The following is a 14,899-nucleotide window of genomic DNA, read 5'->3' as shown; positions in this document are numbered from 1 at the left end:
GGAGCGGTGGTGGCGGTCCGTCAGGAGAACAGCCGCTTCCAGGTGTCCGGGCCGGGGTAGCCGTCCGCCTCCGCGCCGCGCCAGCCCTGGGCCTCCTGGAAGGCCTGCACATTGCGCCGGTCGGAGTCCGTCCAGCGCGGGCCGGGGCCCTGGGTGTAGTAGCGGCCGTAGCCCTTGCGGACCAGCTGCTCGCCGAGCTGGCGCACCCAGTCGTTGCCGGCGCCCGGGCCGAACTTGTCGGCGCCCGGGAAGGCCGGCACGCCGGTGCCGGGGTTCACCGGAGGCGTCACGGGCGGGTTCACCGGCGGGGGCGGCAGCGGGGTTCCGCCGTCGATGTTGCGGCCCTTGCCGTTGACCAGGTAGTCCCAGGTCGCCTTGCCCGGGATGCCGTCCGCCTCGGCGCCGCGCCAGCCCTGGGCGAGCTGGAAGGCCTCGGTGGCCCGCCGGTCGGCCTCGCTCCAGCGCGGGCCGGGCCCCTCGCTGTAGAACCGGCCGCCGCCGCGCTGGGCCAGCAGCCGGCCGAGCGTGGTGACGTGGTCGTTGTTGGCCCCCGGGCCGAACTTGTCGGCGCCCGGGAAGGCCGTCGAGGAGGAGCCGCCCTGGTTGCCGCCCCCGCCGGCGGAGAGTCCCTTGTAGCGGTAGGGGACGTAGGAGGCCGAGTTGTTCCAGTACGCGTACGGGGTGGAACGCTTGACGGTGGTCGGGGAGGTCTGCTCGTAGGCGACGTAGCGGGTGCGGGAGGAGTCGGCCCAGCCGCCGAAGATCGTCACGTGCGAACCGGACTGCGGGCTGGCCGGGTTGTTGTAGACGAGGATGTCGCCGGGCTGGAGGTCGGCCTTGGTGATCCGGTCGGCGAAGTTCGGCAGGGTCCAGGTGGTCTGGCTGCTGCCCAGTCCCCAGGCCATCGAGACGAAGCCGGAGCAGTCCTGGCGGTAGCCGTCCGACCAGTAGCGGCTCATGCTGTACGGGACCTTCTGGTCGACCCAGCGCTGGGCCCGTTCGATGATCTGGGCCCGGGTGACCGGTGCGGACGCGGCGCGCGGGGCGGCGAAGGAGCGGGCGTTCGGGGAGTCGCCGTAGAGGCCGCTGACCTCGCCCTGCGGGGTTTCGCTGCGGGGGCTGTTCGAGCCGCCCGGGGTCGGGGCGGGGGCCGCGACGGCGGTGGCCGCGCCGGCCGCACCGCCGCCGAGGGCGGTGCCGACGGCGGCCATCAGCACCGCGGCCCGGCGGCGGACGCTGCGGGCTGCCGCGTGTCCGCCCTCGTGCACCGGAGCGGCACGCATCCGGGCCCGGCGGCGGGCGCAGCAGCCCCCGCATATGCAGTCCTCGTCCGGCTCCACCTCGTCGAATTCCAACAGGGGGGTCAGCTGCTCGGTTCGGGTCATTCTCCGCCTCTTGTCTTTCCTGTGGGGGACGGTGCCGGTCAGGCCGCTGACGGCGTGACAGCACGGTCCTTCCCAGGGGCACACCGCGTGTTATCGGGACCAAAGTCCCAAACCGGGCGCATGATCGTCACGGTGGGTTACGCCGAACGGGTGACGGCCGTTCGGCGGCCCGGGCGTGGCGGGTGCCGGCGGAAGGCGGTAGGGGCGGTCGGACCGGGCGGTGGTGGTGGTCCGTCGGACCGATCCGGCGTCAGGTGACGGAGGCTTCAGCGGATGGGCGGGTTGGCGGGCGAGTACTCGGGGACGGTCCAGCTCAGCGGGGTGGCATCGGCCAGTTCGACGACGCCGGTGACGGTCAGGTCGACCACCCGCTCGGCGCCCGGCAGGCCGGCGGCGGCCGGGCCGCTCCAGTCGGTCCTGGCCTCGCCGGTGATCAGCAGTGCGCCGCCGTTCTCCCACTCCGGGACCAGCAGCCCGGCCCTGGGGTCGAGTTCCAGGTTGCCCAGGGTCATGAACATGCTGTTGCCCGCGTAGTCGGGCCAGCGCAGCCGGTCCGGTCCGAGCACCCGCAGGAAGCCCGGGTTGCCGCCGCGGTGCGAGGCGTCCATCCGGCCGTCCGGCCCGGCGGTGGCGATGAAGAAGGTGTCGGCGGTGGCCGCCAGCAGCTGCTGGGCGGTGCTCAGCGTGGTGCCGGCCGCCACCCGGCGCGGGGCGCCGGCCTCCGGGCGGTCCGCCGGGGCGCGGCGCTGGATGTACTTCGGGCAGTTGGCGTAGACCTGGTCGGCGCTGATCACCAGGCCGCCCCGGCCGTCCGGCACGGAGCGGCCGTTGACCCGCATCCGGCGCCGGCCGGCCGGGTCCAGGGCGATGGTGCCCACCTCGGCCGGGCCGGCCAGGGCGTCGGCCAGCGGGTCGTCCCCGGCCGGGCGGGCGGCCACCGTCACGGTCCGCTCGTCGGCGGCCCGCAGGAAGCCGGCCGGGCCGCTGAGCTGGGTGGCCCAGAGTCGGCCGTCGGCGTCGGCCGCGCCGGCCACCAGCACCCGGCGCTCGGTGAGGAAGCGGGCGGCCACGGCCGGGACGGTGCTGCCGACGGCCCGGCCGGAGTGGTCGGCGCGCTCCGTCCGTCCGGCCCGGTCCTGCACGGTCCGTTCGCCGGGGTGGTAGGGCGTGGCGGCGGTCATCGCGGTGCCTCCCTCGCGGTCGCCGTGATCCGAAAGGGGGACCTAGAAGAACCCGCAGGTCGGGGCCGACCCGGCGGGGGCCTCGGCGCCGGTCGCGTCGACGCCCGCCGGGGTGTAGATCTCCAGTCGGATGCCGTCCGGGTCGGTGAAGAAGATCCCGCCCGAGGCGGCGCCCTCGCCGTGCGGGACGACGCCGTCGTAGGCGAAGGAGGCGTCGAGTTCGCGCAGCACCGCCTCGGCGGCGCGCACCTCGTCGAGCGAGTCGACCTGGAAGGAGAGGTGGTGCAGCCCGGGCGCGCCGGTGGGGAAGGTGCCCTCGCTCTGCTGCCAGAGGGTCAGCACCAGGCGGCCGTCGCGGCCGAGGAAGGCGAAGCGGTGCCCGGGGTCGGTGCCCTCCTTGACCAGCTCCAGGCCGAGGACGCCGCGGTAGAACGCGGTCGAGCGGGCCAGGTCGGTGACGTTCAGTCCCACGTGGCCGGTCTGCAGGGTGCTGCTGATGGTGCCGGACATGCCTGGTCACTCCCGTGGTCGGGGCGCTCCGAGGGCGCCGCACTTAACCGTTTCAGAGGACGGTAATGGTTAGACTGGGCGAAGGTCAACCGGTATTATTCGTTTCAATGGTTAGGTTTCCCGGATATGGCTCTGCCATGACAAGGAGGTGGAGGCGACGTGCGGAGGAGCGGGCGCGCGGGCGCCGGGCCGCGGTGCGGCTACTCCCACTCCCAGCGGATGCCGATGTGACCCGGCTGCTGGTCGGGGGCGAGGACGTGGGCGCTGGCCGAGGCGCCGATCCAGAGCTGCTCGCGGCGGCGGTCGACGTCCGCCCCCGGGTCGCGGTCGTACCGCTCGCAGTGCACCGGCACGGTCGCCGGGTCGAAGTGCACCTGGAGCACGTACTCGCGCACCGGCGTGGCGAAGCGGCGGCTGTACTCGGTCGTCTGGGCGCCGCCGGACGGGATCTCCACCTCGTACTCGAAGACGGTGCTGTCGCCGAGGCCCAGCGGGCGGTCCAGCATCACCTCGCCGACGATCAGCCCGGCCTCCGGTCGGCGGCGCACCCGGCCGAGCCGGCCGTGCCGCACACCGGTGATCTCCGGACAGCCGGTGGCCTCCTCGTCGGCCTTGTGCACCACCAGGCAGCGGGTCACCCCGGACACCGTGGCGCGGACCACCTGGCGCAGCCGCAGCAGGTTGCCGCGGCGGTCGGCGTCCACGTAGTAGGAGTCGTGGACCGAGAGCCGCTCCAGCTCGCCGGCCGGCGGCGCGTCCAGCTCGGCGAACAGGTCGGAGATCTCCTGCTCGCCCGGCCAGACGTCCTCCAGCCGGAGGTGGCTGGTGGTGGCGTTGGCCGCCCAGCGGCCGCGCGGGCGGGGCGGGCCGAGCAGCGCGGACAGCGTGGAGTGCGGCAGGCCGAGCAGTTCCTCGAGCAGGTGCACGGCGCGCAGCGAGCTGGCGCGCTCGGGCTGGCTGCGTCCGCGCCGCCAGTAACTCAGCGTCGTGACACTGACCCTGACGCCCCGTTGGGCGAGCGCGGCGCGGATCCGGTCCAGGCTGAGGCCGCTGGCCTCGATCGCCACGTGCAGGGTGTCGGCGAAGCCGCCGGTGGGGCTGGGGCGTCCGGGCGTCGGGGCGGGCGACAGCGGCGGAGCGGGTGGCCGGGAAGCGGGCGCGGGTGTGTCCTGGTGCGGCCCGACCAGTCTGAGTCGTGCGTCCTGGGGGTGCTGTGAGGCCATGTGGTTACCTTCCCCACCGAGCGGGTTCGGCAGACCCGGAGCGGCGCCGGAACGCGCCGTCAACGGCCTCGCCGAGCTGTGGGGAACCCTATGCACGGTCGAGAGGCTACGTCATCAGTCGTGCGGATGACAGTGGTCACAGGCGGTGGGCCGCCGGGTGAGCGATCTTGAAACAGTACGGAAACACACCGCCCGCTCCCCGGGCGGCCGACGGGATCCGGCCGGTCCACTGTCCTGTTCCGGCCAGGAACCGCCCGGGCGGGGCCGGACGTAGACTCGGGGGCCGTTCGAGAGCTTGGGAGTGCCGATGACGGAGCGGACAGCAGACCCGCGGGACCCGCGCCCGCTGCTCGGTGAGCCACTGGCGCTGGACCTGCTGAACACCCGCTGGGCGGGGGTGCCGGTGAACGACCTGCTCGCCCTGCCGGACGGCTACGCGATCTGGCTCTCCTCGGCCGGCCTCGCCGGGCGGTGCGCGGCGGACGAGGCCGGGCTCGGCGCCCTGCGGGAGGCCCGGGAGGCACTGGCGGCGGCGGTCCGCGAGCTGGACGCGGGCCGGCTGCCCGGGGCCGGCGAGCTGGCCGGGCTGGACGCCGTGCTGCGGCACGGGCGGGTGCGGCGGGAGGCCTCGGCGGACGGGCCGGTGGACCGGGTCGAGGTGGACGAGCCGCACCGGCTGGCCGCCTGGCTGGTGGTGGACGACTTCCTGGGGCTGCTGGCCCAGGGGCCGCGGCGGATCAAGAAGTGCGCGCACGAGGCCTGCATCCTGCACTTCTTCGACACTTCGCAGAACGGCCGCCGCCGCTGGTGCCGGATGGCGGTGTGCGGCAACCGGGCGAAGGCGGCCCGGCACTACGAGAAGGCGAAGGGCTGACCCCGGGACGGTCCGTCCGCCCGGGGCCGGCCCGGTGGGTCAGGCCTCGCCGAGCCACTCGGTGAGGGCGGCGCGCAGTTCGCCGGAGCCGGGGTCGACGGCGGCCCAGGCGGCGTAGCCGTCCGGGCGGATCAGCAGCACGGTGTCGCGCAGCTTGCCGTGCGGGTCGGCCGGGGCGGCGGTGACCAGGCGGTCCGACCACGGGTCGGCGGCCGTCACCTGGTCATTGCTGACCAGCACGAACTTCCCGGCCCGCAGGGCCTCGTAGAGCCGCTGCGGCGCGGCCGGGCCGTCCTCGCGGGGCGGCTCCAGACCGGTCAGCCGCAGGTCCGGGACGCGCTTGCCGACCAGCGGGTGGGCGTCCTTGGGCGCCGGGTAGGCGATCCCGATGCCGGAGATGGTGCGGGCTCCGCGCTCCACGACCAGGTCGACGTGCTCGGCGATCGAGGCGAGCGCGCCGCGCAGCGCCCGGGTGGCCGCCGACTGGGCGAGGGCCAGCCGGATCAGCGCGCCGGAGGTGCGCAGCACCGTTCGGCCGACCGGGTGCCGCTCGGTCTGGTAGGTGTCGAGCAGCGCGTCGGTGGACCGGCCGCGGACGGCGGCGACGAGCTTCCAGGAGAGGTTGGCGGCGTCCTGGAGGCCGGTGTTCATGCCCTGGCCGCCGGCCGGGGAGTGGCAGTGGGCCGCGTCGCCGGCCAGCAGGACCCGCCCGGAGCGGTAGTTGGGGACCTGCCGCTCGTCGCTGTGGAAGGTGGAGCTCCAGCGGACGTCGTGCAGGCCGTAGTCCTCGCCGAGGGTCTCGCGGGCGATGTCGGTGATCACTTCGAGCGGGGGCGGGGTGCCGTCGGCGAACCGCTCGGCGCGGTCCCAGGCGATGATCCGGTACCAGCCGTCGCCGAACGGCACCAGGAAGGAGAAGCCGTGCTCGTTGGCGCCGACGGTGATCGCCTCGGCGGGCTCGCGCTCCAGCCGGACGTCCGCCAGCAGCACCGACTCGACCACCGACTCGCCCGGGAAGGGCAGGCCGAGCAGGTCGCGGACGGTGGAGCGGACGCCGTCCGCGCCGACCGCGTAGCGGGCCCGGCGGGTGGTGGCGGCGCCGTCCTCGACGGTCTCGACCGTGACGCCGTCGGCGTCCTGGTGCAGGCCGGTCACCTCGGCGCCGCGCAGGATCGTCGCGCCGGCCTTCACCGCCCGGTCGTGCAGCAGCTGCTCGGTGCGGTACTGCGGGGTGATCAGCACGAAGGGGAAGCGGCTGGGGAGGTCGGTGAGGTCCACCCGGAGCTTGTTGAAGAGCCGCAGGTGGCCGAGCGGGGCGCCGGTGGCGATCAGCTCGTCGGCGAGGCCGCGGGCGTCCAGCAGCTCCAGGCTGCGGGCGTGCACGGCGAAGGCCCGGGTGAGGTTGGACTCGGCGGCGCGCTTCTCCAGCACGGTGACGTCCAGCCCGGCGGCGGCGAGGTCGCCGGCCAGCAGCAGTCCGGTCGGTCCGGCGCCGACCACGATGACGTCGGTGACGGTCTGCTTCTCGCTCATGTGTCAGCTCCCGGTGCTCGAACAGCGGCTGGACGCCGGGTGTGGCGTTTCCCCGCCCCCATCATCGCCGCCCGGGAGCGGCGTTGTGAATCTCCGGTCCCCGGCGAGTGGCCGGGGACCGGAGGCGAAGGCCGCCCCCGGGGCGGACGGGCGATCAGCTGTGGCGGCGGACCTCCACGGTGCGGAACCGGTTGGCGACGAACGCGCCGTCGCAGTACGCGGAGTTGGCGGCCGGGTTGGCGCCGGTGCCGTGCAGGTCGGAGAAGGCGGCGGTCTGGTTGGCGTACACCCCGCCGGTGAGGTTGAGCGAGAGCGAGACGCCGGCGTCGAGGGCGGCCTCGACCAGGGCGGCCTCGACCTCGGGCGAGGTGGTGTAGCCGGAGGCGGTCATCGCGCCCCGGGTGCGGACGGTGTCGCGCAGCAGCTCGACGGCGGCGGCGGTGTTCTCGACCGCGACGGCGAAGGAGACCGGGCCGAAGCACTCGCCCCGGTAGACCGCGCGGTCGTCCGGCTTGTCGGCGTCCAGCTTGACCAGCGCGGGCGTGCGGACCGTCGCGCCGGGGAACTCCGGGTGCTCCACCGCCCGCGGGGCGAGGGCGAGTTCGCCGTACTCGCCGCCGGCCGCGGCGGCCGAGCGCTGCAGCACGCCCGGGTTGACCACGGCGCCGAGGATCGCGGTGGCGCGGGCGTCGTCGGAGAGCAGGCCCTCGACGGCGGCGGCGAGGTCGCGGACCACCTCGTCGTAGGACTTGGCGCCCTGGTCGGTGTCGATGCCGCCGCGCGGGATCAGCAGGTTCTGCGGGGTGGTGCACATCTGGCCGCTGTACAGCGAGAGCGAGAAGGCCAGGTTGTTCAGCATGCCCTCGTAGTCGCCGGTGGAGTCGACGACGACGGTGTTGACGCCGGCCTTCTCGGTGTAGACCTCGGCCTGCCGGGCGTGCTCCTCCAGCCAGTCGCCGAAGGCGGTGGAGCCGGTGTAGTCGATCAGCTTGATCTCCGGGCGCACGGCCAGGGTGGCGGCCACCGTGCCGCCCTCGTGCTCGGCGGCCAGGCAGACCAGGTCGGGGTCGAACCCGGCCTCGGCGAGCACCTCGCGGGCGGTGCGGACGGTGAGCGCCAGCGGCAGGACGGCGCGCGGGTGCGGTTTGACCAGCACCGGGTTGCCGGTGGCCAGCGAGGCGAACAGGCCGGGGAAGCCGTTCCAGGTGGGGAAGGTGTTGCAGCCGATCAGCAGCGCCAGGCCGCGCGGGACGACGGTGAACTCCTTGGTCATCACCAGCGGGTCGCGCTTGCCCTGCGGCTTGGTCCAGCCGGCGCTCTCCGGCAGCCGGGTCTGCTCGGTGTACGCGTAGGCGACGGCCTCCAGGCCGCGGTCCTGGGCGTGCGGGCCGCCGGCCTGGAAGGCCATCGGGTAGGCCTGGCCGGTGGTGTGCATGACGGCGTTGGCGAACTCGTGCGAGCGGGCGTTGATCCGGGCCAGGATCTCCAGGCAGACGGCGGCGCGGGCGAGCGGCCCGGCGGCGGCCCAGGCCGGGCGGGCGGCGGTCAGCGCGGCGATCAGGGCGTCCGGGCCGGCGTGCGGGTAGCCGATGCCCAGTTCCAGGCCGTACGGGGAGGCCTCGCCGCCGACCAGGTCGCCGTCGGAGGGGTGGCCGGGCAGCTCGAACGGCCGGTTCAGCAACGAGTCGAAGGCGGCCTTGCCGTCCGCGGCGCCGCTCTCGCCGTAGGCCTTGGGGAACTCGGGGTAGGGCGACCAGTAGTCGCGCTTGGCGGCGGCGTCGACGGCGGCCTCCAGGGTGACCCGGTGGCGTTCGACGAGCTCGGCGACGTGGGGGTGGGTGACCGCTGCGGACATGGTGTGCGCTCCTCAGAGGGGAGGACGGGACACGTCACAGAGTAACCGAACGATCGGTCGGCTCAAGAGGGCAAAAGAGAAGCGCGTCCGTTCCGGTCCGGACGCGCTTCCTGGGGTGGCGGCGGTTACGGGATGCCCAGTTCGAAGATCACGTAGCCGGCGTACCAGCCGGAGGCGAGCGCGCCGGTGCCGAGCACGCCGGCCAGCACCGGCCAGCTCAGCTTCCGCATCGCCACCGCTAGCGCGATCAGCAGCGGGAAGGCCGGCAGCAGGTAGCGCGAGGTGTTGCCGAAGATGCCCAGGCTGCCGAGCACCGAGACGATGGTCGCCAGGGTGTAGGCGGTCAGCACCAGCGGGGGGCGCAGCCGGACCAGCAGCACGATCAGCACCGGCAGGCTCAGCACCAGCAGCGTCGCCAGCATGTCCGTGGTGTGGTAGGCGAACGGGTAGTCGTTGCGGCCCAGCAGCACGCCGCGGATCGCGTTCCAGGTGCCCTGGCCCCAGTCGAAGTAGTGCAGCCAGGCGTCCCGCTGGAGCGTGAAGTAGCCGCCCCAGTCGCCCATCCGCCAGCCCACCCAGCCGACGTAGCCGAGCAGCCCGAGCGGGGCCAGCAGCATCGCGGCCAGCGGGCGCAGCACCCCGCTCTCCCGCCGGTACAGCTCCACCAGCGCGGCCAGGCCGACCGCGCCGATCAGCGCCGCCGAGGTGGGCCGGTTGAGGCCCGCGATCAGGGTGATCACCCCGGCCGTCACCCACTGCTTGGTCATCGTGAAGTAGCAGGCCCAGGCGGCCAGCGCGATGAACAGCGAGTCCGAGTAGAGCGCCCACTCGGCGCCCGCGCCGGGGGCGATCGCCCACAGCCCGGCCGCGATCACGCCAGCGCGCGGGCCGGCCATCCTGTCCACCACGGCGTAGATGCCGGCCGCGGCGAACAGTGAGGCGACCACCGAGACCAGCATCCCGGCGCCGTACAGGCCGAACGGGCTGATCTCCGAGACCAGCCGCATCAGGCCCGGGTAGAGCGGGAAGAACGCGGCCGAGTTCTGCTCGATGGTGAAGCCCGGGGTGCCGCCCGGCACCGGCACCAGCGCCGGGTGGTAGCCGAACTGGGCGACCTGCTGGTACCACCAGCCGTCCCAGCTGGCCAGCACGTCCCAGGGGTTGGTGCCGCCGCCGAACCGGGGGTGCTTCTCCAGGTAGTCCCCGGAGAAGGAGAGCAGCTTCATGAAGACGGTGAAGCCGAGCAGCTTCAGCACGGCGTAGCACCACACGGCCGGGCCGAAGCGGAGCACCAGGTCACGGGTGCGGTCGCGCCAGTCGGCGGCGGGGCCGGCCGTCGACGCGCCGCTGCGCTGCTCGGGCAGATCGGATTCGACTGCCGGTATTGCGCTCATCGACTACCCCACCTGCTCGGTCTCGGACGGATCGTCCGCCGAGTCTAGGGTCTGCCGCCGGGATTTGGTGTGGACCAAGGTACCCGGGCGCGGTCGGGACGGGGCGGGCGGGGATACTCGGAGGATGGCCGATCACACCACGCGTACCGCCTACACCGTGGAGTCCCTGCTCGCGGTGACCGTCGACGTCTTCAACGAGCGCGGCTACGACGGCACCTCGATGGAGGACCTGTCGCGTGCGGCCGGCATCTCCAAGTCGTCGATCTACCACCACGTGCGCGGCAAGGAGGAGCTGCTCCGGCTCGCCGTGGGGCGGGCGCTGGACGGGCTGTTCGCGATCCTGGCCGAGCCGGGCGCGGTCGACGGACCGGCGGTGGAGCGCCTGGAGCACGTCGTGCGGCGGACCGCCGAGGTGCTGCTGACGGAGCTGCCGTACGTCACCCTGCTGCTGCGGGTGCGCGGCAACACGGCCACCGAGCAGTGGGCGCTGGAGCGCCGCCGGGAGTTCGACCACGAGGTGGCCGAGTTGCTGCGGGCCGCCGTGGCCGACGGCGCGCTGCGGGCGGACGTCGAACCGCGGCTGGCCACCCGGCTGCTCTTCGGCATGATCAACTCGATCGTGGAGTGGTACCGGCCGGGCCTCAAGTCCGCCGACGGCGTCGCCGACGCGGTGGTCCACCTGGCCTTCGACGGCCTGCGGGCCCGCTAGCCTCCCGGCACGCCCGCGCCCACGCCCCTTCGGTCCGTGGGCGCTGACCGGGCCTAGTCGGGGGGCACCTGGTCCGTCTCCTCGAAGACCAGCATGGTGCGGGTGCCGAGGACCTGGGGGATGGACTGGATGCTGCCCAGCACCAGCTCCCGCAGGGCGCGGTTGTCGGCGGTGTGCACCAGCAGTAGGACGTCGAAGTCGCCGCCGACCAGGGCGATGTGGGCGACCCCGGGCAGGGCCAGCAGTTGCTCGCGCACGGTGCGCCAGGAGTTCTGGACGATTTTCAGGGTGATGTAGGCGGATGCGCCCTGACCTGCCCGTTCGTGGTCCACCCTGGCGGTGAAGCCGCGGATGACACCGTCCTCGACCATCCTGGATATCCGGGCGTAGGCGTTCGCCCGGGACACGTGCACCCGCTCGGCCACCGAGCGGATGGAGGCCCGGCCGTCCTGCTGCAGCAGCCGCAGGATCGCCCGGTCCACCCGGTCGAGTCTGGACATCTGTTCAGCCGACATGACCCCCCACCCCCGCCGATTGGACGCACTGCCACCAGTCGACCGCCACCCGGGCCGATTGTCCACCACCTTCGCACGCTTCTGGTCAAGATGAACAGACGACCGAACAATCGGTAGGGAGCCCCCACCACCCCCGGAGGTGCCCGAGATGACCGTTCTCGACCACAGACACACGGCCGTGCCCGGTTGGCTGCCCGGGGCCACCGCCCCCCGCACCGACCCGTCCCCGCTGCTCCCGGACCCCGCTCCCGTCCGGGTCCTCGGTACCCCCGCGCTGGAGAAGTACGACCCCGCCCTGCTCCGCGAGCTGTACCGCCGGCTGGTCGTCGGCCGCCGGTACAACCAGCAGGCCACCACCCTCACCAAGCAGGGCCGGCTCGCCGTCTACCCGGCCTCGACCGGGCAGGAGGCGTGCCAGGTCGCCGCCGCGCTGGTGCTGGGCGAGCGCGACTGGCTGTTCCCGAGCTACCGCGACACCCTGGCCGTGGTCTCCCGGGGCGTGGACCCGCTGGAGGCGCTCACCCTGCTGCGCGGCAACGCCCACACCGGCTACGACCCGCGCGCCAGCCGGACCGCCCCGCTCTGCACCCCGCTGGGCACCCAGGGCCCGCACGCCGTCGGGCTGGCGCACGCCGCCCGGCTGAGCGGCGACCCGGTGGTCGCGCTGGCGCTGCTCGGCGACGGCGGCACCAGCGAGGGCGACTTCCACGAAGCGCTGAACTTCGCCGCCGTGCTGGGGGCCCCGGTGGTCTTCCTGGTGCAGAACAACGGGTACGCGATCTCCGTCCCGCTCAGCGCGCAGTCCGCCGCCCCGACACTGGCCCACAAGGCCGTCGGCTACGGGATGCCCGGCCGGCTGGTGGACGGCAACGACGCGCCCGCCGTGCACGGCGTCCTGACCGAGGCCGTCGAGCGGGCCCGCGGCGGCGGCGGCCCGACCCTGGTGGAGGCGCTGACCTACCGGGCCGAGGCGCACACCAACGCCGACGACGCCACCCGCTACCGGACCGAGGCCGAGGTGGCGGCCTGGCGCGAGCACGACCCGGTCCTGCTGATGGAGCGCGCGCTGCGCGGTCTCGGGCTGCTGGACGACGCCCTGGTGCAGGAGGCGGCCGACGAGGCCGAGGCGCTCGCGGCCCGGATGCGGGCCGAGTTCCACGCCGACCCGGAGCTCGACCCGATGTCCCTGTTCGCCCACGTGTACGCCGAGCCCACCCCGCAACTGCGCGAGCAGGCGGCGCGGTTGGCCGAGGAGCTGGCCGCCGAGGCCGAGGTGCAGCACTGATGTCCACGGCCGCTTCCCCCACCGCCTCCCCCGCCGCCGGCGCCCGTACCGCCAGCATGGCGCAGGCCCTCAACGCGGCGCTGCGCGACGCCATGCACGAGGACCCGACGGTGCACGTGCTCGGCGAGGACGTCGGCGCGCTCGGCGGCGTCTTCCGGATCACCGACGGGCTGACCGCCGAGTTCGGCCCGGACCGCTGCCTGGACACCCCGCTGGCCGAGGCGGGCATTCTCGGCACCGCCGTCGGCATGGCCATGTACGGGCTGCGGCCGGTGGTGGAGATGCAGTTCGACGCCTTCGCCTACCCGGCGCTGGAGCAGCTGTTCTCGCACGTCGCCAAGATGCGCAACCGCACGGCCGGCCGGCTGCCGCTGCCGATCACCGTCCGCATCCCGTACGGCGGCGGCATCGGCGGCGTCGAGCACCACAGCGACGCCTCCGAGGCGTACTACGCCGCCACCCCGGGCCTGCACGTGGTCACCCCCGCCACGGTGGCCGACGCCTACGGGCTGCTGCGGGCCTCGATCGCCTCGGACGACCCGGTGGTCTTCCTGGAGCCCAAACGGATGTACTGGGGCAAGGCGGAGTTCGACCCGGCCGCCCCGGTCGAGCCGGTCGGACGGGCGGTGCTGCGGCGCACCGGCACCTCCGCCGTGCTGATCACCTACGGCCCCTCGCTGCCGGTCTGCCTGGAGGCGGCCGAGGTGGCGAAGGCCGAGGGGTGGGACCTGGCGGTGCTGGACCTGCGCACCCTGGTGCCGTTCGACGACGAGACGGTCTGCCGGGTGGTGCGCTCGCTCGGCCGGGCCGTGGTGGTGCACGAGGCCGGCGGCTTCGGCGGCACCGGCGCGGAGGTCGCCGCCCGGGTCACCGAGCGCTGCTTCCACCACCTGGCCGCGCCCGTGCTGCGGGTCACCGGCTTCGACGTCCCGTACCCGCCGCCGATGCTGGAGCACCACCACCTGCCCGGGGTGGACCGGATCCTGGACGCGGTCGCCCGGCTGCAGTGGGAGGACTGAGGATGATGCCCGTCGTGCGCGAGTTCACCCTGCCCGACCTCGGTGAGGGGCTCACCGGGGCGGAGGTGGTGCGCTGGCTGGTCGAGGTCGGCGAGGTGATCGCGGTCGACCAGCCGGTGGTGGAGGTGGAGACCGCCAAGGCGGTGGTCGAGGTGCCCTGTCCGTACGGCGGGGTGGTGACCGCGCTGTTCGGCGAGGTGGGCCAGGAGGTCGCGGTCGGCGCGCCGCTGGTGACGGTCGCGGTGGCGCCGGGCGAGGGCGGGAAGCCGCTCGCTGCCGTGGCGGCGGTGGCGGCGTCGGCCGTGCGGGCGGCGGAGGTGGAGCGGCCGCTGGTCGGGTACGGGGTCGCCGAACCGGGGCGGAGCGGACGGCGGCGCCGGGTCGGCGCCGGGACCTCGGCCGGGGCGGCGGCTCCGGTGGCCAGGGCGGCGCCGGTTGCCCGGGCCGTCCCGCCGGTGATCTCGCCGCTGGTGCGACGGCTGGCCAGGGAGCAGGGGGTCGACCTGGCGTCGGTCACCGGCAGCGGGCCGGACGGGCTGATCGTGCGGGCGGACGTCGAACGCGCGGTCGCGGCGCAGGTCTCCGCTCCGGTCGCGGCGCCGGTCTCGTCGGTGCCCGTCGCCGGGGAGGTCGTCCCGCTGCGCGGGCTGCGCAGGGCGGTGGCCGAGAAGCTCGGCCGCAGCCACCGGGAGATCCCCGCCGCGACCTGCTGGGTGGACGCCGACGCCACCGAACTGATGGCCCTGCGGCGGCAGCTGAATGCCGCTCAGGGACCGAAGGTGAGCGTGCTGGCGCTGCTGGCCAGGATCTGCACCGTCGCCCTGGAGCGCTTCCCCGAGCTGAACTCCAGTGTGACCGAGGACGGTTCTGGCATCCTGCGGCACCCGGCGGTGCACCTGGGCTTCGCGGCCCAGGGCGAGCGCGGCCTCGTCGTCCCGGTGGTGCGTGACGCGCAGCGCCGCACCACCGAGCAACTCGCCGTGGAGCTGGGCAGGTTGACGGAGGCGGCGCGGACCGGGTCGATCGTCCCGGCCGAGCTGACCGGCGGCACCTTCACCCTGAACAACTACGGGGTGTTCGGGGTGGACGGCTCCACCCCGATCCTCAACCACCCGGAGGCGGCGATGCTCGGGGTCGGCCGGATCGTCGCCAAACCCTGGGTCCACCGGGGGGAGTTGGCGGTGCGCGAGGTCACCCAGCTGTCGTTCACCTTCGACCACCGGGTCTGCGACGGCGGCACCGCGGGCGGGTTCCTGCGGTTCGTCGCGGACTGCGTCGAGCAGCCGGGAATGCTGCTGCGACGGCTCTGAGCGGACCGCTGCGCGTCGCACCCGGTGGCCCACCCGCCACCCCGAGCGACGCGGGGGGGGGAGAGTATCGCGGTCCGGGGGGGGGTGTGCGGGCGTCGCCCGATTA

At 74.2% G+C, this 14,899-nt stretch carries 13 protein-coding genes; 5 read left to right on the top strand and 8 right to left on the bottom strand.

Annotation, left to right across the window (positions count from 1 at the left end):
- Window positions 1-20: 20 nt before the first annotated feature.
- The 4 genes from ACFU74_RS15630 to ACFU74_RS15615 all read right to left on the bottom strand — a co-directional run bounded on the left by ACFU74_RS15630 (window position 21) and on the right by ACFU74_RS15615 (window position 4,299).
- On the bottom strand, window positions 21-1,385 hold the full coding sequence (locus ACFU74_RS15630) for a peptidoglycan-binding protein (RefSeq protein ID WP_380756719.1): 1,365 nt from the start codon (window positions 1,383-1,385) through the stop codon (window positions 21-23).
- Window positions 1,386-1,651: 266 nt separating this feature from the next.
- Window positions 1,652-2,566: a pyridoxamine 5'-phosphate oxidase family protein gene (locus tag ACFU74_RS15625; RefSeq protein ID WP_380756717.1), complete on the bottom strand. Its 915-nt coding sequence runs from the start codon at window positions 2,564-2,566 to the stop codon at window positions 1,652-1,654.
- A gap of 42 nt (window positions 2,567-2,608) precedes the next feature.
- Window positions 2,609-3,076 (bottom strand): VOC family protein, encoded by a 468-nt coding sequence (locus ACFU74_RS15620; RefSeq protein WP_380756715.1) that lies wholly within the window; start codon window positions 3,074-3,076, stop codon window positions 2,609-2,611.
- A gap of 200 nt (window positions 3,077-3,276) precedes the next feature.
- Complete coding sequence (locus ACFU74_RS15615; protein ID WP_380756713.1) at window positions 3,277-4,299, bottom strand: hypothetical protein; 1,023 nt, start codon at window positions 4,297-4,299, stop codon at window positions 3,277-3,279.
- A gap of 307 nt (window positions 4,300-4,606) precedes the next feature.
- Here ACFU74_RS15615 and ACFU74_RS15610 point away from each other — a divergent pair, with 307 nt between their 5' ends.
- On the top strand, window positions 4,607-5,173 hold the full coding sequence (locus tag ACFU74_RS15610) for a CGNR zinc finger domain-containing protein (protein WP_380756711.1): 567 nt from the start codon (window positions 4,607-4,609) through the stop codon (window positions 5,171-5,173).
- A gap of 39 nt (window positions 5,174-5,212) precedes the next feature.
- On the opposite strand, the gene ACFU74_RS15605 is transcribed toward ACFU74_RS15610, so the two are convergent.
- From ACFU74_RS15605 to ACFU74_RS15595, 3 genes are all read right to left on the bottom strand, one after another.
- Window positions 5,213-6,706, bottom strand: a complete 1,494-nt coding sequence (locus tag ACFU74_RS15605) for an FAD-dependent monooxygenase (protein ID WP_380756709.1) — start codon at window positions 6,704-6,706, stop codon at window positions 5,213-5,215.
- Between the two features lie 154 nt (window positions 6,707-6,860).
- Window positions 6,861-8,561, bottom strand: coding sequence for a phenylacetic acid degradation protein PaaN (gene paaN, locus ACFU74_RS15600; protein WP_380756707.1), 1,701 nt, complete (start codon window positions 8,559-8,561; stop codon window positions 6,861-6,863).
- A 125-nt stretch (window positions 8,562-8,686) separates the two neighbouring features.
- A complete protein-coding gene (locus ACFU74_RS15595; RefSeq protein ID WP_380756705.1) occupies window positions 8,687-9,955 on the bottom strand; it encodes a hypothetical protein in 1,269 nt (422 codons plus the stop codon).
- 124 nt (window positions 9,956-10,079) lie between these two features.
- Here ACFU74_RS15595 and ACFU74_RS15590 point away from each other — a divergent pair, with 124 nt between their 5' ends.
- Window positions 10,080-10,664 (top strand): TetR/AcrR family transcriptional regulator, encoded by a 585-nt coding sequence (locus ACFU74_RS15590; protein WP_380756703.1) that lies wholly within the window; start codon window positions 10,080-10,082, stop codon window positions 10,662-10,664.
- 53 nt (window positions 10,665-10,717) lie between these two features.
- Here the strand turns inward: ACFU74_RS15590 and ACFU74_RS15585 are convergent, their stop codons facing one another.
- Window positions 10,718-11,164 (bottom strand): Lrp/AsnC family transcriptional regulator, encoded by a 447-nt coding sequence (locus tag ACFU74_RS15585; RefSeq protein ID WP_380756701.1) that lies wholly within the window; start codon window positions 11,162-11,164, stop codon window positions 10,718-10,720.
- 163 nt (window positions 11,165-11,327) lie between these two features.
- On the opposite strand from ACFU74_RS15585, the gene ACFU74_RS15580 reads away from it, so the two are divergent.
- The 3 genes from ACFU74_RS15580 to ACFU74_RS15570 are packed head-to-tail and all read left to right on the top strand — an operon-like array spanning window position 11,328 to window position 14,793.
- On the top strand, window positions 11,328-12,464 hold the full coding sequence (locus ACFU74_RS15580; RefSeq protein WP_380756699.1) for a thiamine pyrophosphate-dependent dehydrogenase E1 component subunit alpha: 1,137 nt from the start codon (window positions 11,328-11,330) through the stop codon (window positions 12,462-12,464).
- Complete coding sequence (locus tag ACFU74_RS15575) at window positions 12,464-13,483, top strand: alpha-ketoacid dehydrogenase subunit beta (RefSeq protein ID WP_380756697.1); 1,020 nt, start codon at window positions 12,464-12,466, stop codon at window positions 13,481-13,483. The genes ACFU74_RS15580 and ACFU74_RS15575 overlap by 1 nt, the downstream gene beginning before the upstream one ends.
- A 5-nt stretch (window positions 13,484-13,488) precedes the next feature.
- Complete coding sequence (locus ACFU74_RS15570) at window positions 13,489-14,793, top strand: dihydrolipoamide acetyltransferase family protein (protein WP_380756752.1); 1,305 nt, start codon at window positions 13,489-13,491, stop codon at window positions 14,791-14,793.
- Window positions 14,794-14,899 lie beyond the last annotated feature (106 nt).

The sequence above is a fragment of the Kitasatospora sp. NPDC057500 genome (genome assembly GCF_042802195.1).
In the GTDB taxonomy this organism is placed as follows: Bacteria; Actinomycetota; Actinomycetes; order Streptomycetales; family Streptomycetaceae; genus Kitasatospora.
The sequence above is the reverse complement of the archived record's forward strand: the minus strand, read 5'-3'. Positions and strand labels throughout refer to the sequence as shown.